Raw genomic sequence first — 18,839 nt, 5'->3', positions numbered from 1 at the left:
GGAGAAAGCCCCATGACGCTCTACCAGACCCTTGCCGACAGGCGGACCAGCCGGCTCAGCACAATGGACATCGTGGCCGTCGTCGCGGGCTCGTTGCTTCTGACCGCCTCCGCCAAGATTCAGGTGCCGTTCTACCCCGTTCCCATGACCATGCAGACGCTTGTCGTCATCGGCCTCGGCCTGGCGCTCGGCCCGGTACGTGGCACTGCTGCCGTTGCTCTCTATCTCGCGCAGGGCGCTCTTGGCCTGCCGGTCTTTGCCGGCACGCCCGAAAAGGGCATCGGCCTCGCCTACATGACGGGCCCGACCGGCGGTTATCTCGCCGGCTACCTGCCTGCCGCAGTGCTCGCCGGCTGGCTCGCCGAGCGCGGCTGGGACCGCAACGCTGTCACCGCCATGCTGGCCGCACTGCTTGCCGGAGCCGTCATCTATGTGCCCGGCCTGCTCTGGCTCGGCAATGTCGTCGGCTGGGACAAGCCTGTGCTGGCCTTCGGCCTCTACCCCTTCATATCAGGCGACGTCATGAAGGCCGTGCTTGCCGCGATCGCCTTCCCCGCCGCCTGGAAATGGCTTTCTCACAAGGGCATGAACTGATGCGCGCCGTACTCGAACAACTGGAAGCCCGCCGCGCCGAGGCCCGCCTCGGCGGCGGCCAGAAGCGCATCGATGCCCAGCATGCCAAGGGCAAGCTGACGGCGCGCGAACGCATCGACGTGCTGCTCGATGAAGGCTCCTTCGAAGAGTTCGACATGTATGTCACCCACCGCACCACCGATTTCGGCATGGCCGAGCAGAAGGTGGCGGGTGACGGCGTCGTTACCGGCTGGGGCACCATCAACGGTCGCCTGGTCTATGTCTTCAGCCAGGACTTCACCGTGCTCGGCGGCTCGCTGTCGGAGACGCACGCGCAGAAAATCTGCAAGATCATGGACATGGCGATGCGCAACGGCGCGCCCGTCATCGGCCTGAACGACTCCGGCGGCGCCCGCATCCAGGAAGGCGTCGCTTCGCTTGCCGGCTATGCCGACGTGTTCAAGCGCAATGTCGATGCCTCCGGCGTCGTGCCGCAGATCTCGGTCATCATGGGCCCGTGCGCTGGCGGCGCGGTGTATTCGCCCGCCATGACCGACTTCATCTTCATGGTGCGTGACTCGTCCTACATGTTCGTCACCGGTCCCGACGTGGTGAAGACGGTCACCAACGAGATCGTCACCGCCGAAGAGCTCGGCGGCGCCCGCACCCACACTTCGAAGTCCTCGGTCGCCGACGGCGCCTACGAAAACGACATCGAGGCCCTGGAGCAGGTTCGCCTGCTGTTCGACTTCCTGCCGCTCAACAACCGCGAGAAGCCGCCGGTGCGGCCGTTCCATGACGATCCGAGCCGGTTGGAGATGCGGCTCGACACGCTGATCCCCGACAGCGCGACCAAACCCTACGACATGAAGGAGCTGATCCTGGCGATCGCCGACGAGGGCGATTTCTTCGAAATCCAGGAAGCGTTCGCCAAGAATATCATCACCGGCTTCATGCGCATCGAAGGCCAGAGCGTCGGCATCGTCGCCAACCAGCCGATGGTGCTGGCCGGCTGTCTCGACATCGACTCGTCGCGAAAGGCGGCCCGTTTCGTCCGCTTCTGCGACGCGTTCTCGATCCCGATCCTGACCTTGGTCGACGTTCCGGGCTTCCTGCCTGGTACCGCGCAGGAATATGGCGGCGTCATCAAGCATGGCGCCAAGCTGCTCTTCGCCTATAGCCAGGCCACCGTTCCGATGGTCACGCTGATCACGCGCAAGGCTTATGGCGGCGCTTATGACGTCATGGCCTCCAAGCATATCGGCGCCGACATCAACTATGCCTGGCCGACGGCGGAGATCGCCGTCATGGGCGCCAAGGGCGCGACCGAAATTCTCTACCGCTCCGATCTTGGCGATCCGGAAAAGATCGCCGAGCGCACCAAGGAGTACGAAACCAACTTCGCCAACCCGTTCAAGTCAGCCGAGCGCGGTTTCATCGACGAGGTGATCATGCCGCATTCGTCGCGCCGTCGCATCGCCCGCGCCTTCGCCGCCCTGCGTGGCAAGAAGCTCGATGCACCGTGGAAGAAGCACGACACGATACCGCTGTGAGCAGGACAAAAATGTTCAAGAAAATCCTCATCGCCAATCGTGGCGAGATCGCCTGCCGGGTCATCAAGACGGCCCAGAAGCTTGGTATCGCAACGGTCGCGGTCTATTCCGACGCCGACCGTGAGGCGCTGCACGTGAAGATGGCCGACGAGGCCGTCCATATCGGGCCGGCACCGTCGAACCAGTCCTACATCGTCATCCAGAAAATCATCGACGCGATCCGGCAGACCGGCGCCGATGCGGTGCATCCGGGCTATGGCTTCCTGTCGGAGAACCCGAATTTCGCCGAGGCGCTAAAGGGCGAAGGCGTCGCCTTCATCGGCCCGCCGCCTGTTGCCATCGAGGCGATGGGCGACAAGATCACCTCGAAGAAGATCGCGGCCTCCGCCGGCGTCAACACCGTGCCCGGCCATATGGGGCTGATCGAAGACGCCGACGAGGCGGTCAAGATCGCCAATTCGATCGGTTATCCCGTCATGATCAAGGCCTCCGCCGGCGGCGGCGGCAAAGGCATGCGCATCGCCTGGAACGACACCGAGGCGCGCGAGGGCTTCCAGTCATCCAGGAACGAGGCAAAGTCCTCCTTCGGCGACGACCGCATTTTCATCGAAAAATTCGTCACCCAGCCGCGCCACATCGAGATCCAGGTGCTGGGCGACCAGCACGGCAACCTCGTCTATCTCGGCGAGCGCGAATGTTCGATCCAACGCCGCAACCAGAAGGTCATCGAGGAGGCGCCGTCGCCCTTCCTCGACGCCGACACCCGCAAGGCAATGGGCGAACAGGCCGTGGCGCTCGGCAACGCCGTCGGATACTTCTCGGCCGGCACGGTCGAGTTCATCGTCGACGGCAACAGGAACTTCTACTTCCTCGAGATGAACACCCGCTTGCAGGTCGAGCATCCGGTGACGGAATTGATCACCGGCATCGACCTGGTCGAGGAGATGATCCGCGTCGCCGCCGGCGAGAAGCTTCGCTTTACGCAAGCCGAGGTGAACCTTGACGGCTGGGCCGTCGAAAGCCGCCTCTACGCCGAGGATCCCTATCGCAACTTCCTGCCGTCGATCGGCCGGCTGACCCGCTACCGCCCGCCGGTCGAGGGCAAGCGCGACGACGGCACCGTCGTCCGCAACGATACCGGCGTCTTCGAGGGCGGCGAAATCTCGATGTACTACGATCCGATGATCGCCAAGCTCTGCACCTGGGCGCCGGATCGCCTGACGGCGGTCGAGGCGATGGGCCGGGCGCTGGACGATTTCGAAGTCGAAGGCATCGGCCACAATCTGCCCTTCCTCTCGGCGGTCATGGACCAGGAGCGGTTCCGCTCCGGCGCGCTGACCACCGCCTACATCGCCGAGGAGTTTCCCGACGGCTTTGCCGGCGTGGCACCCTCCGAGTCCGATGCCCGCAAGCTTGCCGCGGTGGCGGCACTTATCAACCAGTCCGTCCAGCGTCGCGGCACCCAGATCTCGGGCTCGCTCGCCAACCACCAGCGTCCCGTCGGCGCCGACTGGGTGGTCACCCTTGCCGGCTTCACCCTGCCGCTCCATGTCAGGGACGGAGCCGACGGCATGATGGTCGAATTCGACGACGGCACCACACTTGCGGTGTCGAGCGACTGGCTGCCAGGCCACCCGCACGCCAACTTTGCCGTCGATGGCACGTCCATCGGCGTGAAGGTGTCGCGGTCGGGCACAGGCTGGCGCCTGCGCTGGCGCGGCATGGACGTGGTGACCCATGTGCGCAGCCCGCGCGTCGCCCAACTGGCGAAGCTGATGCCGGTCAAGCTGCCGCCCGATACCTCGAAGATGCTGCTTTGCCCGATGCCGGGCGTGGTGACGTCGATCCTGGTCAAGCAAGGCGACGAGGTCGAGGCCGGCCAGTCGCTGGCAACAGTCGAGGCGATGAAAATGGAAAACGTGCTGCGCGCCGAGCGCAAGGGCACGGTCAAGCGCGTGGCGGCGACAGCGGGCGAAAGCCTCGCAGTCGACGAGCTGATCATGGAGTTCGAGTGATGGCGCCTAGCGCCTCTTCAGACTGCTTAGGGTCGATCCGCAAAGTGGACACGATCGACCCCATCGTCGCACGTGCTCGACTTGGCACTCTTACCCCCACCCCGGACCTGCGGTCCGACCCTCCCCACAAGGGGGAGGGTGAGCCCCGCGCCTGAGGAGGCCCCAATGACCGACAAACCAACAACCGACAGCTGGAAAGAACTCGCCGAGCGCGAGATCAAGGCATCGCCCGACACGCTGACCTGGAACACGCCTGAGGGCATTGAGGTCAAGCCGCTCTACACGGCGGATGATCTCCAAGGCATCGGCCATCTCGGCACGCTGCCGGGCATCGCGCCGTTCCTGCGCGGTCCACGCGCCACCATGTACACCGGCCGCCCCTGGACGATCCGGCAATATGCCGGCTTCTCCACGGCGGAGGCTTCCAACAACTTCTACCGCAAGGCGCTCGCCGCCGGCCAGCAGGGCGTGTCCGTCGCCTTCGACCTCGCCACCCATCGCGGTTATGACTCGGACCATCCGCGCGTCGAAGGCGACGTCGGCAAGGCCGGCGTGGCAATCGATTCCGTCGAGGACATGAAGATCCTGTTCGACGGCATCCCGCTCGAGCAGATCTCGGTGTCGATGACCATGAACGGCGCCGTCATCCCGATCCTCGCCAATTTCATCGTTGCGGGCGAGGAACAGGGCGTGTCGCGCGACAAGCTTTCGGGGACCATCCAGAACGACATCCTCAAGGAGTTCATGGTCCGCAACACCTACATCTACCCGCCCGAACCCTCGATGCGCATCGTTGCCGACATCATCGAGTATACGGCCAGAGAGATGCCGAAGTTCAACTCGATCTCGATCTCTGGCTACCACATGCAGGAGGCCGGTTCGACGCTGGTGCAGGAACTCGCCTTCACCCTGGCCGATGGGCGCGAATATGTTCGTGCGGCGCTGAAGAAGGGGCTCAATGTCGACGACTTCGCCGGCCGGCTGTCCTTCTTCTTCGCCATCGGCATGAACTTCTTCATGGAGGCGGCAAAGCTGCGGGCGGCGCGCCTGCTCTGGTCACGCATCATGACCGAATTCGAGCCGAAGAAGCCGTCGTCGCTGATGCTGCGGACCCACTGCCAGACCTCGGGCGTATCATTGCAGGAGCAGGATCCCTACAACAACATCGTCCGCACCGCCTTCGAGGCGATGTCGGCGGCCCTCGGCGGCACGCAGTCGCTGCACACCAACTCCTTCGACGAGGCGATCGCACTTCCAACCGAGTTTTCGGCCCGTATCGCCCGCAACACCCAGTTGATCCTGCAGCATGAGACCGGCGTGACCAAGGTCGTCGACCCACTCGCCGGCTCCTATTATGTCGAGGCCCTGACCAAAGACCTCGCCGAGAAGGCCTGGGCGCTGATCGAGGAGGTCGAGGCGATGGGCGGCATGACCAAGGCTGTCGCGAGCGGATTGCCCAAGCGGATGATCGAGGAGGCGGCGACCCGGCGCCAGGCCGCCGTCGACAAAGGTGACGAGGTCATCGTTGGCGTCAACAAGTACCGTCTCGAGCAGGAAGATCATCTCGATATCCTTGAGATCGACAATTCCGCCGTCCGCCTGTCACAGATCGCCCGTATCGAGCGCACCCGCCGCCAGCGCGACCCGAAGCGCGTCGCCGAAACGATTGCCGCGCTGGAACAGGTCGCTCGCTCAGGTAAAGGCAACATCCTTGCCGCGGCCGTCGACGCGTCCCGCGCCCGTGCCACGGTCGGCGAGATTTCCGATGCGATGCGCCGCGCCTTTGGCGACCATGCGGCGGTGCCCGAAGTGGTCGAAAACGTCTATGGCAAGGCCTATGACGACGAGCCGGAATTCCAGACGTTGGTGTCGCGGCTCGAACAGTTTGCCGGCTCACTGGGTGAAAAGCCGCGTGTCATGGTGGCCAAGCTCGGTCAGGACGGCCACGATCGCGGTGCCAAGATCATCGCCTCGGCCTTTGGCGACATCGGCTTCGAGGTCATTGCCGGGCCGCTGTTCCAGACACCGGCTGAAGCCGCAGACACGGCAATCACCTCCAGGGTCCATGTCGTCGGCATGTCGTCGCTGGCGGCCGGCCACAAGACACTTGCCCCACAGCTTGTCCAGGCTCTCAAGGCCAAGGGCGCTGAGGATATCATCGTGGTGGTCGGCGGCGTCATTCCGCGGCAGGATTATCAGTACCTGCTTGACCATGGCGTGTCGGCGGTCTTCGGACCCGGCACCAATGTGCTCGACGCCGCCCGCGCGGTGCTCGACCTGATGGAAGGCAAGCGCCGCAACCAGTAAGCGCGCGAACCGAACGAAAGAGGCCGCGCAAGCGGGCCTTTTCCGTTTGGCCGTGCTAAGCGGCCTTGCGGCCGATGGAGACGTATTGGATGCCGTGGCGGGCGACGACCGCCGGGTCATAGAGGTTGCGGCCGTCGAAGATGACGGCGGTCTTGAGCTGGTCGCGGATCAGCTCGAAGGATGGCGCCCTAAAGTTCTTCCACTCGGTGGCGATCAAGAGTGCATCGGCGCCGCGCAACGCCGCCTCCTTGGTGCCGCACAAGGTGAGGTCGTCGCGCTGGCCATAGATCTGCTGCGCCTCGTTCATCGCCTCGGGATCGTAGGCCTGCACCCTGGCGCCGGCTTGCCACAGCGCCTCCATCAGCACCCTCGATGGTGCCTCGCGCATGTCGTCGGTGTTGGGCTTGAAGGCCAGACCCCAGAGCGCAAAGGTCTTGCCGGCGAGGTCGCCGTTGAAATGCGCCTTCAGCTTGTCGAACAGCACCACTTTCTGGGCATTGTTGCGTGCCTCGACCGAGTGCAGCAGCACCGGCTCGAAACCGACATCGCCGGCGGTGCGGATCAGGGCCCGCACATCCTTGGGAAAACACGAGCCGCCATAACCGAGCCCGGGATAGATGAAGTGGTAACCGATGCGCGGGTCCGAGCCGATGCCCTTGCGCACCTCCTCGATGTCGGCGCCGAGCAGTTCGGCCAGGTTCGCCATCTCGTTCATGAAGCTGATCTTGGTCGCCAGCATGCAGTTGGCGGCGTATTTGGTGAACTCGGCCGAGCGCACGTCCATCACGATCATCTTCTCGTGGTTGCGGTTGAACGGTGCATAGAGCTCGCGCATCACCTCCTCGGCCGCTTCGCTGTCGGTGCCGACGATGATGCGGTCGGGCTTCATGCAGTCGGCAACCGCCGAACCTTCCTTGAGGAACTCCGGATTGGAGACGACGTCGAAGCTTAGCTCCTCCCGGCCTCTCTGTTTCAAGGCAGCCGCAATCGTCTCGCGCACCTTGTCGGCGGTGCCCACCGGCACCGTCGACTTGGTCACCACGATCTTGGCACCCGCCATCTCGCGGCCGATGGCATCGGCCACCGACAGCACATATTTGAGGTCGGCCGAGCCGTCCTCGCCCTGCGGCGTGCCGACGGCAATCATCTGGATCTCGCCATGGCGCACGGCCATCGAAGCATCCGTCGTGAACACGATACGCCCCGCCGCATGGTTCTCGCGCACCAGGGCCTCCAGCCCCGGCTCGAAGATCGGGATGAACCCCTGGTTCAGCCGCTCGACCTTGGCCGCGTCGACGTCGACGCAGACGACGTCATGACCGACCTCGGCCAGAACAGCCGCCTGAACAAGACCGACATAGCCAATCCCAAATACTGTCAGATTCATGAAGCCAGATCCCGTTCGCGCCGTGCGCTTCGCACGCGCTTGATACAGGAATTTGACAGTGCGTAGAAGTTCAGACGGCTACGGAATGGCGCGCGGTGCCGTGGCCGAGATAGGCGTCGAAGACAGCCGCGATCGAACGAACGAACGGCTTGCCGCGTTCGGTGACGACGAAGCGGTTGCCGGCGCGCACGAAGACGCCGTCCCTGTCGTTGGCGGCAAGCAGCTCGGCCTCGGCAATGACGCCGCGGGCGCCATCGCCGAAACGGCTGAGCAGTTCGCAGCGCGAGAAGGAAAAATCGCACATCAGCCGCTCGATCACCCAGGCACGCATGCGGTCGGCATTCGACAGGGCGAAGCCGCGCACCGTGGCCAGGCCACCGGCCAGCACGCGGCGTTCATATTCGCCCGTTGCCGGCATGTTCTGGACATAGCCATGTGGCAGAAGCCCGATTGACGAAGCACCGAGGCCGATCAGCGCGTCGGCCTGGTCGGTCGTATAGCCCTGGAAATTGCGCCGCAGCGTGCCCGCATGCGCCGCCACGGCCAGGCTATCCCCAGGCAGGGAGAAATGATCCATTCCGACGGCTTCGTAGCCGGCGTCCAGGATCAGCCGCGCGGCCAATTCAGACTGCGCCAACCGCGCAGCAGCATCGGGCAGCAGCGCATCGTCGATCATCGTCTGGTGCTTCTTCAGCCACGGTACGTGGGCGTAGCCGAACAGGGCGATGCGGTCGGGTCGCAGCGACAGCAGCTTTTCCGTTGTTGCGGCGATGCTTTCGAGCGTCTGGTGCGGCAAGCCGTAGAGCATGTCGAGATTGACCGAGCGCACGCCGCGCGCGCGAACGGCGTCGACCACAGCCTTCGTCTGTTCGAAACTTTGCTCTCGGTTGATGGCCTTTTGAACCCGCTCATCGAAATCCTGCACGCCCAGGCTCGCCCGCGTCAGACCTACGGCCGCCAGCGCATCAAAACGCGCCTCGTCCATATCGTTGGGATCGATTTCGACGCTGATCTCGGCATCGCCGGCGAAGGCGAACTTTTCGCGCAACCGGCTTCCGAGCGCCATCATGTCCTTTGGCGTCAGCATTGTCGGCGATCCCCCTCCGAGATGCAAACTACGGATATTTAGCCGGCTTCCGCACAGAGTAGCCACCGTGTCGATCTCGCGCTCCAGCGCCTTGAGATATCGCTCGAGGGGGTCGTAGCGCCGCGTCTGCCTGGTGTGGCAGGCACAGAACCAGCACAGACGGTCGCAATAGGGGATGTGGATATAGAGCGATGCGTTCGACCCCTTAGGCAGCGCGCGCAACCAGCCGCCATAGGTCGTCGACGACACCGCCGCGTTGAAATGCGGCGCGGTCGGATAGCTGGTGTATCGCGGCACCGGCGCTGCGTATTTCTCGACGAGGGTACTGTCCATAATCGTCTCCATCAACAGCCGAAGCATGCTGCGGAGACCCCGGTATCGCCTTGACCTGGATCAAGCGAAGACCTGGATCGAGCAACGAGCTGGATCAAAAGCAACACAGGGCGATGGACACAATGACACGGTTCCTTTTGGCGGCCGCGATGCCTAGATTGGGCAAATCGGGGTGCTAGACGAAGAAATGGCCATTCGCCAGGACATTCACAATTCTGAAATACCGGCGTTGTGCCGCTCCTGCGAGGCGCGGCATCGTGGCGTGTGCGGTGCGCTGACGCCGGAACAGCTTGTCGAGCTCAGCCGCCACACCACCAAACGCAAGGTCGAGCCGGGCACGGTACTGGTGTCGGACTCGGACACGATCGACAGCTACGCCAACGTGCTGGCCGGCGTGGTCAAGCTGGTCAAGACATTGCCGGACGGCCGCCAGCAGATCGTCGGCCTGCAGTTCGCGCCCGATTTCATCGGGCGGCCGTTCAAGCAGGAGAGCTCGATCACAGCGGAGGCCGCCACCCCCGTTCGCGTCTGCGCCTTTCCCAAGACCTCACTCGACCGCATGATCGACCAGGCGCCGGAACTCGGCCACAGGCTGCATCTTCAAGCACTCGACGAACTCGATGAGGCGCGCGACTGGATGCTGACGCTGGGGCGCAAGACCGCTGCCGAGCGTGTCGCCTCGTTCCTTCACCTCATCGCCAGGCATGGCGACCCAGAGGCCGAGAGCGCGGGCGAAATCAGCTTCGACCTGCCGCTGACCCGCGCCGACATCGCCGATTTCCTTGGCCTGACCATCGAAACCGTCAGCCGCCAGTTGACCAAGCTGCGCAAGGACGGTCTGATCACGGTCGAAAACAACCGCCATATCACGGTCTTCGACTTGGACAGACTGGAGCGACGCGCCAATATCTGAGCAGGCCGTCAACCGGCGGGCGCCAGAAGTGCCATGACATGGTCGCGCTCGAAAGCGACGTGCCGGCGCACAGCGGCGAAATAGCCGCGCAACATGAATCCCAGGGTTTCCGGATTGTCGGCCTCGCCCTGCCGCGCGGCAAAGCGCAAGGCGTCCCGCAACTCGGCGGCGTAGCCCTCATCCTCGAGATGTTCGTTCCTCAGTCGCTCGATGGTCTTGCCCGACTCGACGCTGTGGCCCAGACGCTGGCAAAAGTACGGAAAGATCCGCTGCTCCTCGAAGCGGTGGATTTTTGCCATTGTCGGCCCAAGCGCCCGCGCCGCCAGGATGCATTTCCGCCGGTCAAGCCCGTTGGGCAGTGAATCGGCAATCTCCTCGAGCCGGTCGCACAGCGCAAGTTCGGCGGTATGGGCGCGCCGCATCACCTCGACGGCCTCGCGCTCAGCACCATCCTGCGATCCGGCTTGCCTGTCATTGAGCGCGATCATTACCCAGAGGTTCCCTTTTTGAGGCCAAGGCTGGGCCGACACGGCCGGCTTGACCTTGATCCAGATCAAGGCGCGAGCCGCCAATGTCATGGATGTGTCCGGTCTGGCGTCGGCAGAAACCGTCGGCGCGCGACCATCGTCGGGGATCGCTCATGAAATACGGAAACGAAATCGTCCTGCTGGCACTGGCGGCTTTCGCCGCCTTGCTGGGCGCCGCCTTCGCGCAGGATAGCCAGTTCGGCGCTCATATGTGGGTGCTGTTCTTCGCCCTTGCCGGTGGCGCCGCCGTCCTGCTGCGCACCGGCAACTACGCACCGGCCGCTGCCTTACCCGAGGACAGCTCGCCCTACATGGACGGGCCGATACGCTACGGCGTTATCGCCACCGTGTTCTGGGGCGTCACTGGCTTCCTGGTCGGCGTCGTCGTGGCGGCCCAGTTGGCATTCCCCGATCTCAACATCGAGCCTTGGCTGAACTTCGGCCGCCTGCGCCCGCTACACACCTCGGCAGTGGTCTTCGCCTTCGGCGGCAACGCGCTGATCGCGACCTCGTTCTACGTCGTCCAGCGCACCTCGCGGGCGCGGCTCTTCGGCGGCAACCTCGCCTGGTACGTGTTCTGGGGCTATCAGTTGTTCATCGTCATGGCGGCGACCGGCTATCTGCTCGGCATCACCCAGAGCCGCGAATATGCCGAGCCCGAATGGTATGTCGACATCTTCCTGACCATCGTTTGGGTCGCCTATCTCGCCGTCTTCCTCGGCACCATCCTGAACCGCAAGGAGCCGCATATCTATGTGGCCAACTGGTTCTACCTCGCCTTCATCATCACCATCGCCATGCTGCACGTGGTCAACAACCTGGCGGTGCCGGCATCCTTCCTCGGCGCGAAGAGCTATTCGCTGTTTTCGGGCGTGCAAGATGCGCTGACGCAATGGTGGTACGGCCACAACGCCGTCGGTTTCTTCCTCACCGCCGGCTTCCTCGGCATGATGTATTATTTCGTGCCCAAGCAGGTGGGCCGCCCGGTCTATTCCTATCGGCTGTCGATCATCCACTTCTGGTCGCTGATCTTTCTCTATATCTGGGCCGGCCCGCACCACCTGCACTACACCGCCCTGCCCGACTGGGCGCAGACGCTGGGCATGGTGTTTTCGATCATGCTCTGGATGCCGTCCTGGGGCGGCATGATCAACGGCCTGATGACGCTGTCGGGCGCCTGGGACAAGATCCGCACCGATCCGATCGTCCGCATGATGGTGTTGGCCATCGCCTTCTACGGCATGTCGACCTTCGAGGGCCCCATGATGTCGATCAAGGCGGTCAACTCGCTTAGCCACTACACCGAATGGACCATCGGCCATGTCCACTCCGGCGCGCTTGGCTGGAACGGCATGATCACTTTCGGCGCCATCTACTTCCTGGTGCCGCGCCTGTGGGGTCGTGAGCGGCTCTATTCACTACGTTTGGTGACCTGGCACTTCTGGCTAGCGACCCTCGGCATCGTCGTCTACGCCGCGGTCATGTGGGTTGCCGGCATCAGCCAGGGCTTGATGTGGCGCGAGTACGACGAGCAGGGCTTCCTGGTCTACTCCTTCGCCGAAAGCGTCGCGGCCATGGCGCCCTATTACGTCGTCCGCACCATTGGTGGCCTGATGTATCTCGCCGGCGCGCTGGTCATGGCCTGGAACGTCTACATGACGATCCGCGGCCACCAGCGCCAGGAAGAGCCGATGCCCACCTCAGCCCACGCCCTCCAGCCTGCGCAGTAAGGAGCCCGAAATGGCACTGCTCGACAAACACAAGACAATCGAGAAGAACGCGACGCTGCTTCTGGTCGGCACGCTTCTGGTCGTCAGCATCGGCGGCCTAGTCCAGATCACGCCGCTGTTCTACCTCGAGAACACCATCGAGAAGGTCGAAGGCATGCGGCCCTATTCGCCGCTGGAACTCGCTGGCCGCAACATCTACATCCGCGAGGGCTGCTACACCTGCCACAGCCAGATGATCCGGCCCTTCCGCGACGAGGTCGAGCGCTATGGCCACTACAGCCTGGCAGCGGAGTCGATGTACGACCATCCGTTCCAGTGGGGATCGAAGCGCACCGGCCCCGACCTCGCCCGCGTCGGCAATCGCTACTCCAACGAATGGCATGTCCAGCATCTGGTCGAGCCACGCTCGGTGGTGCCGGAATCGGTCATGCCGAGTTACGCCTTCCTCAAGGAAACGCCCTTGGCGGTGAAGACCATCAGCTACGACCTGATCGCCAACCGTCGTGTCGGCGTGCCCTACAGCGACGAGATGATCGCCAGCGCCGATGCCGACATCAAGGCGCAGGCCGATCCGAATGCCGACACGTCGGGCGTACTGGCGCGCTATCCCAAGGCCAAGCTCGGCGACTTCGACGGCGATCCGGCAGCGCTGACCGAGATGGATGCGCTGGTTGCCTATCTGCAGATGCTCGGCACGCTGGTCGACTTCTCGACCTACGACCCGGCCACCGGCTACCGCTAGGAGATATGCCATGGACTACACGACGTTGCGGCATTTCGCCGACAGTTGGGGGCTGCTGGCGATGACTGTCTTCTTCATCGGCGCGATTCTCTTCGCCCTTCGCCCCGGCGGCAAGCAGGCCGCCGAGCGCGCCGCGCAAATTCCGCTCAAGGAGGACTGATCTGTGGGCGACAAGCACATCGACGAACTGTCCGGCGTCGAGACGACCGGACACGAATGGGACGGCATCACCGAGCTCAACAACCCGATGCCGCGCTGGTGGCTCTGGACCTTCTATGCCACCGTCGTCTGGGCGTTGGCCTACACCGTCGCCTACCCTGCCTGGCCGATGATCAGCTCGGCGACGACGGGCGTGCTCGGCTATTCCAGCCGGGCCGAGGTGAAGACCGAACTCGCCGCAGCCGAACAGGCCAAGAGCGCTTATGTCGAGGCGGTGAAGGCGAAGAACGTCAGCGAGATCCTGGCCGACGACAAGTTGCGCCAGTTCGCCACCGCTGCCGGCTCTGCCGCCTTCAAGGTCAACTGCATCCAGTGCCACGCCTCTGGTGCGCAAGGCTCGCCCGGCTTCCCCAACCTCAATGACGACGAATGGCTGTGGGGCGGCAGCATCGACCAGATCTACAAGACCATTGCGCATGGCGTCCGGTTCGATGGCGACGAGAATACCCACACGTCCGAAATGCCGGCTTTCGCCGAGATTCTTGAGCCAAAGCAGGTCAACGAGGTCGCGGCCTATGTCGCGAGCCTGTCGGGCACGGCCGACACGCCGGAGCTGGTGCCTGCAGGCGCCAAGGTGTTCGCCGACAATTGTGCCGCCTGCCACGGCGACAACGCCAAGGGCAACAAGGAGCTTGGCGCTCCCGACCTGTCCGACGCCATCGCGCTCTATGCCTCCGGCCAGGCCGCCATTGCCCGTCAGGTGCGCCATCCCAAGCATGGCGTGATGCCCGCCTGGGGTGCCCGGCTCGGCGACGTCAACGTCAAGGAACTTGCAATCTTCGTCCATTCGCTCGGCGGCGGCGAATAACCCTCCATCGCCGGTGGGTGGTGGACGAAGGGCGGGGGAGAGGCCTGGCAGCGATGCCGGGCCTCTTTTTACGTCCGCTTGACCTGAATCAAGGCTGGCCGGTCACGGTCACGGCAAAAGCGAGATGAGACGCTGCCGAACCAATGGCCTGGCGTCCAGCAGGAGACGAGAATGCTCGACGAGAGGCAGGTGGAGAGGCTTGAGGTCACGGCGGTCAACTCTGCCAAGACCCGCCAACCGCTCTACACCGCACGCCAGAAGGTGTTTCCCAAGCGGGCCTCGGGCCGGTTCCGCCAGTTCAAGTGGCTGGTCATGCTGGTCACGCTCGGCATCTATTATCTGACGCCATGGCTGCGTTGGGACCGTGGTCCCTATGCGCCCGACCAGGCCGTGCTGCTCGACATCGCCAACCGCCGCTTCTACTTCTTCGCCGTCGAGATCTGGCCGCAGGAATTCTTCTATGTCGCCGGCCTGCTGGTCATGGCCGGCATCGGGCTGTTCCTCGTCACCTCCACCGTCGGCCGCGCCTGGTGCGGCTACACCTGCCCGCAGACCGTCTGGGTCGACCTGTTCCTCGTCGTCGAGCGCGGCATCGAGGGCGACCGCAACGCCCGCATCAAGCTTGACAGCGCACCATGGTCGTTTGCCAAGCTGTGGAAGCGCACAGCCAAGCACGTCATCTGGCTTGTCATCGCAGTTGCCACCGGCGGCGCCTGGATCTTCTATTTCGCCGATGCCCCGACCCTGCTCGGCCAGTTCCTCACCGGCCAGGCTGAAGCCGTGGCCTACATCACCGTCGCCATCCTGACCGCCACGACCTATGCCTTCGGCGGGCTGATGCGCGAGCAGGTCTGCACCTATATGTGCCCATGGCCACGCATCCAGGCGGCGATGCTGGACGAGAACTCGCTGACCGTCACCTACAATGACTGGCGCGGCGAGCCGCGCTCGCGCCACGCCAAGAAGGCAGCGGCCGAGGGGCTTTCGGTCGGCGACTGTGTCGACTGCAACGCTTGTGTCGCGGTCTGCCCGATGGGCATCGACATCAGAGACGGCCAGCAGCTCGAATGCATCACCTGCGCGCTCTGCATCGACGCCTGCGACGGGGTCATGGACAAGATCGGCAAGGAGCGCGGCCTGATTTCATACGCCACCCTCGCCGACTATCAGTCCAACATGGCGATCGCCACAAATCCTGCCACGCAGACTATCGATCCCGCTCGCGTGCGCGATGCAGACGGCAAGCTCGACAAGCGCATTTCGCATTTCCACATCCGGAGGCTCTTCCGGCCGCGCACCTTCGTCTATGCCGGTGCGTGGAGCCTTGTCGGCCTTGGCCTGTTGATAGCGCTGCTCAGCCGCGATCGGCTCGACATCAACGTGCTGCACGACCGCAACCCGCAATATGTCGTCCTGTCCGACGGCTCGATCCGCAACGGCTACACCGTCAAGCTGCTCAACATGGTGCCCGAGCCGCGCAGCTTCGACCTCAGCATCGAAGGGCTGCCCGGCGCGGTGATGAGCGTCGTCGGCATCGACCAGCAGGAAACGCGCTCGATCACCATCGACGCCGAGCCGGACAAGCTCAAGACCGTCAGGGTCTATGTCCGCCAGCCGCGCGACCAACTCAGCCAGGGACAGGGCTTCTCGTTTGTCGTCGCCGACAGGGCGGGCGCCGAACGAGATGTCTACGCCGCAAAGTTCAACGTCCCGGAGACCTTAAGATGAGCACGCGCGCCATTCAGCCGAGAGCATTCACCGGACGGCACATGCTGGCCATCATGGTTGCCTTTTTCGGTGTCATCATAACAGTCAATCTGCTCATGGCGACCTTTGCCAGGACGAGCTGGACCGGGCTCGTCGTCCAGAACACCTATGTCGCCAGCCAGCAGTTCAACGAGCGCGTGGCCGAGCAGCGTGCTCAGGCAGCGCTGGGCTGGAAGGGCAAGCTCACCATCGCCAATGGCGAGGTCCACTACAGCTTGACCGATGACGCCGGCGCCCCGGTCGCGATCGACAGCGTGACCGCTTCCTTCCGCCGTCCGGCCTATGAAGCCGAAGACTGGCAGGTGTCCTTGCAGCGCGACGCGGACGGTACGTTTTCCATCGCCACACCGCTGCGCGACGGCATCTGGATCGTCAGCACCGAAGCCTCGGTTGCGAACCGCGAGCCCTATCGCGAAGCGCGCCGGGTCGTCGTTTTCAATGGAGCGGAGAAATGAACTGCTGCGGTCCAGAAGCCGAAATTGCCCTGCGCTTCAAGCCGGTCGCCGCAAGTGGACCGCCGCGCGAAGAACTGCTGCTCGCCAGCCGCGCTCTGCCAGGCAGTGCCAGGCAGGTCGAACTTTCCGTGCCAGGCGTGCATTGCGGCGCCTGCATCGCCAATATCGAGGCCACGCTCGGCAAACTCGACGGCGTCGAGCACGCACGCGTCAACCTGTCGACGAAGCGTGTTTCCGTGCGCTGGCGCGAGGACGCAGGCGTTCCCGCCATCTCGGAAGCCCTGGCGCGACTCGGCTACGAAAGCCATCTGTTCGAGCAAGGGGCCGATGACAAGGACGAGACGCTGGCCGAACTCATCCGCGGGCTCGGCATTGCCGGCTTCGCCGCCGGCAACATCATGCTGCTGTCCGTGTCCGTCTGGTCCGGCGCGACGGATGCCACGCGCGACCTGTTCCATTGGATCTCCGCGCTGATCGCCCTGCCCGCGCTTGCCTTTTCCGGTCGCATCTTCTTCCGCTCGGCCTGGGGCGCATTGCGCAACGGCCGCACCAACATGGATGTGCCGATCTCCATCGGCATCCTGCTCGCCTTCGGCATGAGCCTCTACGACACAGCCAACAGCGGCCCGCATGCCTATTTCGACGCCTCGGCTTCGCTGCTGTTCTTTCTTTTGATCGGCCGAACGCTCGACCACGTCATGCGCGAGCGCGCCCGTGTCGCCGTCAAGGGTCTCGCCCGACTTGCCGCCCGTGGCGCGACCGTGCTGCAGGCCGGCGGCGCCAACGCCTACCTTCCGGTCCAGGAGATCGAGCCGGGCATGCGGATCCTTCTCGCCGCCGGCGAGCGCGTGCCTGTCGATAGCAAGGTGATCAATGGCCGCTCGGAGCTCGACTGCGCCATCGTCTCGGGCGAAAGCGTGCCTGTTGCCGTCGAGTCAGGTGCCGTCTTGCGTGCCGGTACACTCAACCTGACCGGAGCGCTGACAATCGAGGCGACGGCCAAGGCGCGGGATTCCTTCCTTGCCGAGATGGCGCGGTTGATGGAAGCCGCCGAAAGTGGCCGCGGCGGCTATCGCCGCATTGCCGATCGCGCCGCCGCACTCTACGCGCCCGTTCTCCACCTGACCGCCTTCCTGACCTTCGTCGCCTGGATGGTCGCCGAGGGCAACTGGCACCAGGCGATCACCATCGCCATCGCAGTGCTGATCATCACCTGCCCCTGCGCGCTGGGTCTCGCCGTGCCGATCGTGCAGGTTGCCGCCGCGCGGCGCCTGTTCGAGAACGGCATCATGGTCAAGGACGGCGCCGCCATGGAACGTCTGGCCGAGATCGATACCGTGGTCTTCGACAAGACCGGCACGCTGACGCTTGGTAGACCGAGGCTTGTGAACGCCCACGAAATATCAGCCGACGCCTTGTCCGTCGCGGCCGCGGTTGCACTCCATTCGCTCCATCCGATCTCACGCGCCCTCGTCGAGACCCAGGCCGCAATGCCTGCCAAGGATTGGCACTTCGACAGCGTCGAGGAAATTCCGGGCTTCGGCCTCGAAGCGCGGCGCGGCGCGGACACCTACCGCCTGGGCCGTGCCGCCTGGGCCCTCGACGACGCCAATGCGGCACAGGGCACCGTACTTTCAAAGAACGGCACCAAGCTGGCCACCTTCGCCTTCGAGGACAGGTTGCGGACAGGCGCCGCAACGGCAGTTGCCGACCTGCGCGCCCAGGGCCTCTCCGTCGAGATTCTCTCCGGTGACCGCTCGGAAGCCGTGGTTGCTGTGGCCAAGGCTCTCGGTGTCGAAACCTTCTCCGCTGGCGTGCTGCCAAACGGCAAGGTGGAGCGTCTCGAGGCACTCAAGGCCGATGGCCGCAAGGTGCTGATGGTCGGCGATGGGCTCAATGACGCGCCGGCGCTGGCAGCGGCCCATGTCTCGATCGCCCCTGCCGGTGCCGCCGATATTGGCCGCAGCGCCGCCGATTTCGTCTTCCTGCGCGAGGGCCTTTCCGCCGTTCCACTGGCCTTGGCCGCCTCCTGCGAGGCCAACAAGTTGATCCGCCAGAACCTGGTGCTTGCCGTCATCTACAACGCCGTCGCCGTGCCGATCGCACTGTTCGGCTATGTCACGCCGCTGGTAGCGGCGCTGGCGATGTCCGGCTCCTCGGTTGTCGTGATCGCCAATGGCCTGCGTCTTGGTACCGGTAAGGGTCGCACTGCCAAGTCTGTAGCCAGCCGCGCCAATGCGGTCCCGGCCAAGGAGGCCATGGCATCATGAGCGGTCTGCTCGTCCTTTTGCCCATTGCGCTGTTTCTCGGCGGCCTTGGCCTGGCTGCCTTCCTGTGGTCGCTGCGCAGCGGCCAGTATGAAGATATGGACGGCGCTGCCGAACGCATCCTTGTCGACGACGACTAGCCTGACGACAAAAGGG

Annotated in this window: 16 protein-coding genes; 13 read left to right on the top strand and 3 right to left on the bottom strand. The window is 64.2% G+C overall.

The annotated features are described in order from the left end of the window. Positions 1–12: 12 nt before the first annotated feature. From SLT36_RS03810 to scpA, 4 genes are all read left to right on the top strand, one after another. On the top strand, positions 13–594 hold the full coding sequence (locus tag SLT36_RS03810) for a biotin transporter BioY (RefSeq protein ID WP_432285910.1): 582 nt from the start codon (positions 13–15) through the stop codon (positions 592–594). After that, on the top strand, positions 594–2,126 hold the full coding sequence (locus SLT36_RS03805) for an acyl-CoA carboxylase subunit beta (protein WP_432285909.1): 1,533 nt from the start codon (positions 594–596) through the stop codon (positions 2,124–2,126). Before SLT36_RS03810 ends, SLT36_RS03805 begins: the two co-directional genes overlap by 1 nt. An 11-nt stretch (positions 2,127–2,137) precedes the next feature. Next, positions 2,138–4,141 carry an acetyl-CoA carboxylase biotin carboxylase subunit gene (locus tag SLT36_RS03800; protein ID WP_432285908.1) on the top strand — a complete coding sequence of 668 codons (2,004 nt, stop codon included), beginning with the start codon at positions 2,138–2,140 and terminating at the stop codon, positions 4,139–4,141. A 165-nt stretch (positions 4,142–4,306) separates the two neighbouring features. Further along, on the top strand, positions 4,307–6,448 hold the full coding sequence (gene scpA / locus SLT36_RS03795; protein ID WP_432285907.1) for a methylmalonyl-CoA mutase: 2,142 nt from the start codon (positions 4,307–4,309) through the stop codon (positions 6,446–6,448). 55 nt (positions 6,449–6,503) lie between these two features. Here scpA and SLT36_RS03790 read toward each other — a convergent pair whose 3' ends face one another. Together SLT36_RS03790 and hemN are read right to left on the bottom strand one after the other, a co-directional pair. Continuing rightward, entirely contained in the window at positions 6,504–7,835 is a 1,332-nt protein-coding gene (locus tag SLT36_RS03790; protein WP_432285906.1) for a UDP-glucose dehydrogenase family protein, read from the bottom strand. Positions 7,836–7,905: 70 nt separating this feature from the next. After that, positions 7,906–9,255: an oxygen-independent coproporphyrinogen III oxidase gene (hemN, locus tag SLT36_RS03785; RefSeq protein WP_432285905.1), complete on the bottom strand. Its 1,350-nt coding sequence runs from the start codon at positions 9,253–9,255 to the stop codon at positions 7,906–7,908. A 187-nt stretch (positions 9,256–9,442) separates the two neighbouring features. On the opposite strand from hemN, the gene SLT36_RS03780 reads away from it, so the two are divergent. Further along, positions 9,443–10,168, top strand: a complete 726-nt coding sequence (locus tag SLT36_RS03780) for a Crp/Fnr family transcriptional regulator (RefSeq protein ID WP_115733569.1) — start codon at positions 9,443–9,445, stop codon at positions 10,166–10,168. Positions 10,169–10,176: 8 nt separating this feature from the next. Here the strand turns inward: SLT36_RS03780 and SLT36_RS03775 are convergent, their stop codons facing one another. Next, positions 10,177–10,746 (bottom strand): hemerythrin domain-containing protein, encoded by a 570-nt coding sequence (locus SLT36_RS03775; RefSeq protein ID WP_432285903.1) that lies wholly within the window; start codon positions 10,744–10,746, stop codon positions 10,177–10,179. 62 nt (positions 10,747–10,808) lie between these two features. On the opposite strand from SLT36_RS03775, the gene ccoN reads away from it, so the two are divergent. The 8 genes from ccoN (at position 10,809) to ccoS (ending at position 18,823) form a co-directional block, all read left to right on the top strand. Next, complete coding sequence (gene ccoN / locus SLT36_RS03770; protein WP_432285902.1) at positions 10,809–12,425, top strand: cytochrome-c oxidase, cbb3-type subunit I; 1,617 nt, start codon at positions 10,809–10,811, stop codon at positions 12,423–12,425. 10 nt (positions 12,426–12,435) lie between these two features. Then, positions 12,436–13,167, top strand: a complete 732-nt coding sequence (gene ccoO, locus SLT36_RS03765) for a cytochrome-c oxidase, cbb3-type subunit II (RefSeq protein WP_067955826.1) — start codon at positions 12,436–12,438, stop codon at positions 13,165–13,167. Between the two features lie 10 nt (positions 13,168–13,177). After that, a complete protein-coding gene (locus SLT36_RS03760) occupies positions 13,178–13,327 on the top strand; it encodes a cbb3-type cytochrome oxidase subunit 3 (protein ID WP_432285901.1) in 150 nt (49 codons plus the stop codon). A 3-nt stretch (positions 13,328–13,330) separates the two neighbouring features. Then, on the top strand, positions 13,331–14,194 hold the full coding sequence (gene ccoP, locus SLT36_RS03755) for a cytochrome-c oxidase, cbb3-type subunit III (protein ID WP_432285899.1): 864 nt from the start codon (positions 13,331–13,333) through the stop codon (positions 14,192–14,194). A 171-nt stretch (positions 14,195–14,365) separates the two neighbouring features. Continuing rightward, positions 14,366–15,922 (top strand): cytochrome c oxidase accessory protein CcoG, encoded by a 1,557-nt coding sequence (gene ccoG, locus SLT36_RS03750; protein WP_432285898.1) that lies wholly within the window; start codon positions 14,366–14,368, stop codon positions 15,920–15,922. Next, the gene (locus SLT36_RS03745) at positions 15,919–16,416 is read left to right on the top strand and encodes a FixH family protein (protein WP_432285897.1); all 498 of its coding nucleotides are present in this window, start codon (positions 15,919–15,921) and stop codon (positions 16,414–16,416) included. Before ccoG ends, SLT36_RS03745 begins: the two co-directional genes overlap by 4 nt. Further along, a complete protein-coding gene (locus SLT36_RS03740) occupies positions 16,413–18,686 on the top strand; it encodes a cation-translocating P-type ATPase (protein WP_432285896.1) in 2,274 nt (757 codons plus the stop codon). Before SLT36_RS03745 ends, SLT36_RS03740 begins: the two co-directional genes overlap by 4 nt. Then, positions 18,683–18,823, top strand: a complete 141-nt coding sequence (gene ccoS / locus SLT36_RS03735) for a cbb3-type cytochrome oxidase assembly protein CcoS (RefSeq protein ID WP_115730033.1) — start codon at positions 18,683–18,685, stop codon at positions 18,821–18,823. The genes SLT36_RS03740 and ccoS overlap by 4 nt, the downstream gene beginning before the upstream one ends. Positions 18,824–18,839: the final 16 nt, after the last annotated feature.

Origin of the sequence: Aminobacter sp. BA135 (assembly GCF_050859125.1) — a bacterium.
Taxonomy (GTDB): Bacteria; Pseudomonadota; Alphaproteobacteria; order Rhizobiales; family Rhizobiaceae; genus Aminobacter; species Aminobacter ciceronei.
Note: the sequence above shows the minus strand (reverse complement) of the source record. Positions and strands in the feature narration are given on the sequence as shown.

Bases quoted from the DNA above. Each gene is read 5' to 3' on its own strand.
- SLT36_RS03810 (WP_432285910.1), top strand. From the start codon at position 13: ATGACGCTCTACCAGACCCTTGCCGACAGGCGGACCAGCCGGCTCAGC.
- SLT36_RS03805 (WP_432285909.1), top strand. From the start codon at position 594: ATGCGCGCCGTACTCGAACAACTGGAAGCCCGCCGCGCCGAGGCCCGC.
- SLT36_RS03800 (WP_432285908.1), top strand. From the start codon at position 2,138: ATGTTCAAGAAAATCCTCATCGCCAATCGTGGCGAGATCGCCTGCCGG.
- scpA (WP_432285907.1), top strand. From the start codon at position 4,307: ATGACCGACAAACCAACAACCGACAGCTGGAAAGAACTCGCCGAGCGC.
- SLT36_RS03790 (WP_432285906.1), bottom strand. From the start codon at position 7,835: ATGAATCTGACAGTATTTGGGATTGGCTATGTCGGTCTTGTTCAGGCG.
- hemN (WP_432285905.1), bottom strand. From the start codon at position 9,255: ATGGACAGTACCCTCGTCGAGAAATACGCAGCGCCGGTGCCGCGATAC.
- SLT36_RS03780 (WP_115733569.1), top strand. From the start codon at position 9,443: ATGGCCATTCGCCAGGACATTCACAATTCTGAAATACCGGCGTTGTGC.
- SLT36_RS03775 (WP_432285903.1), bottom strand. From the start codon at position 10,746: ATGACATTGGCGGCTCGCGCCTTGATCTGGATCAAGGTCAAGCCGGCC.
- ccoN (WP_432285902.1), top strand. From the start codon at position 10,809: ATGAAATACGGAAACGAAATCGTCCTGCTGGCACTGGCGGCTTTCGCC.
- ccoO (WP_067955826.1), top strand. From the start codon at position 12,436: ATGGCACTGCTCGACAAACACAAGACAATCGAGAAGAACGCGACGCTG.
- SLT36_RS03760 (WP_432285901.1), top strand. From the start codon at position 13,178: ATGGACTACACGACGTTGCGGCATTTCGCCGACAGTTGGGGGCTGCTG.
- ccoG (WP_432285898.1), top strand. From the start codon at position 14,366: ATGCTCGACGAGAGGCAGGTGGAGAGGCTTGAGGTCACGGCGGTCAAC.
- SLT36_RS03745 (WP_432285897.1), top strand. From the start codon at position 15,919: ATGAGCACGCGCGCCATTCAGCCGAGAGCATTCACCGGACGGCACATG.
- SLT36_RS03740 (WP_432285896.1), top strand. From the start codon at position 16,413: ATGAACTGCTGCGGTCCAGAAGCCGAAATTGCCCTGCGCTTCAAGCCG.
- ccoS (WP_115730033.1), top strand. From the start codon at position 18,683: ATGAGCGGTCTGCTCGTCCTTTTGCCCATTGCGCTGTTTCTCGGCGGC.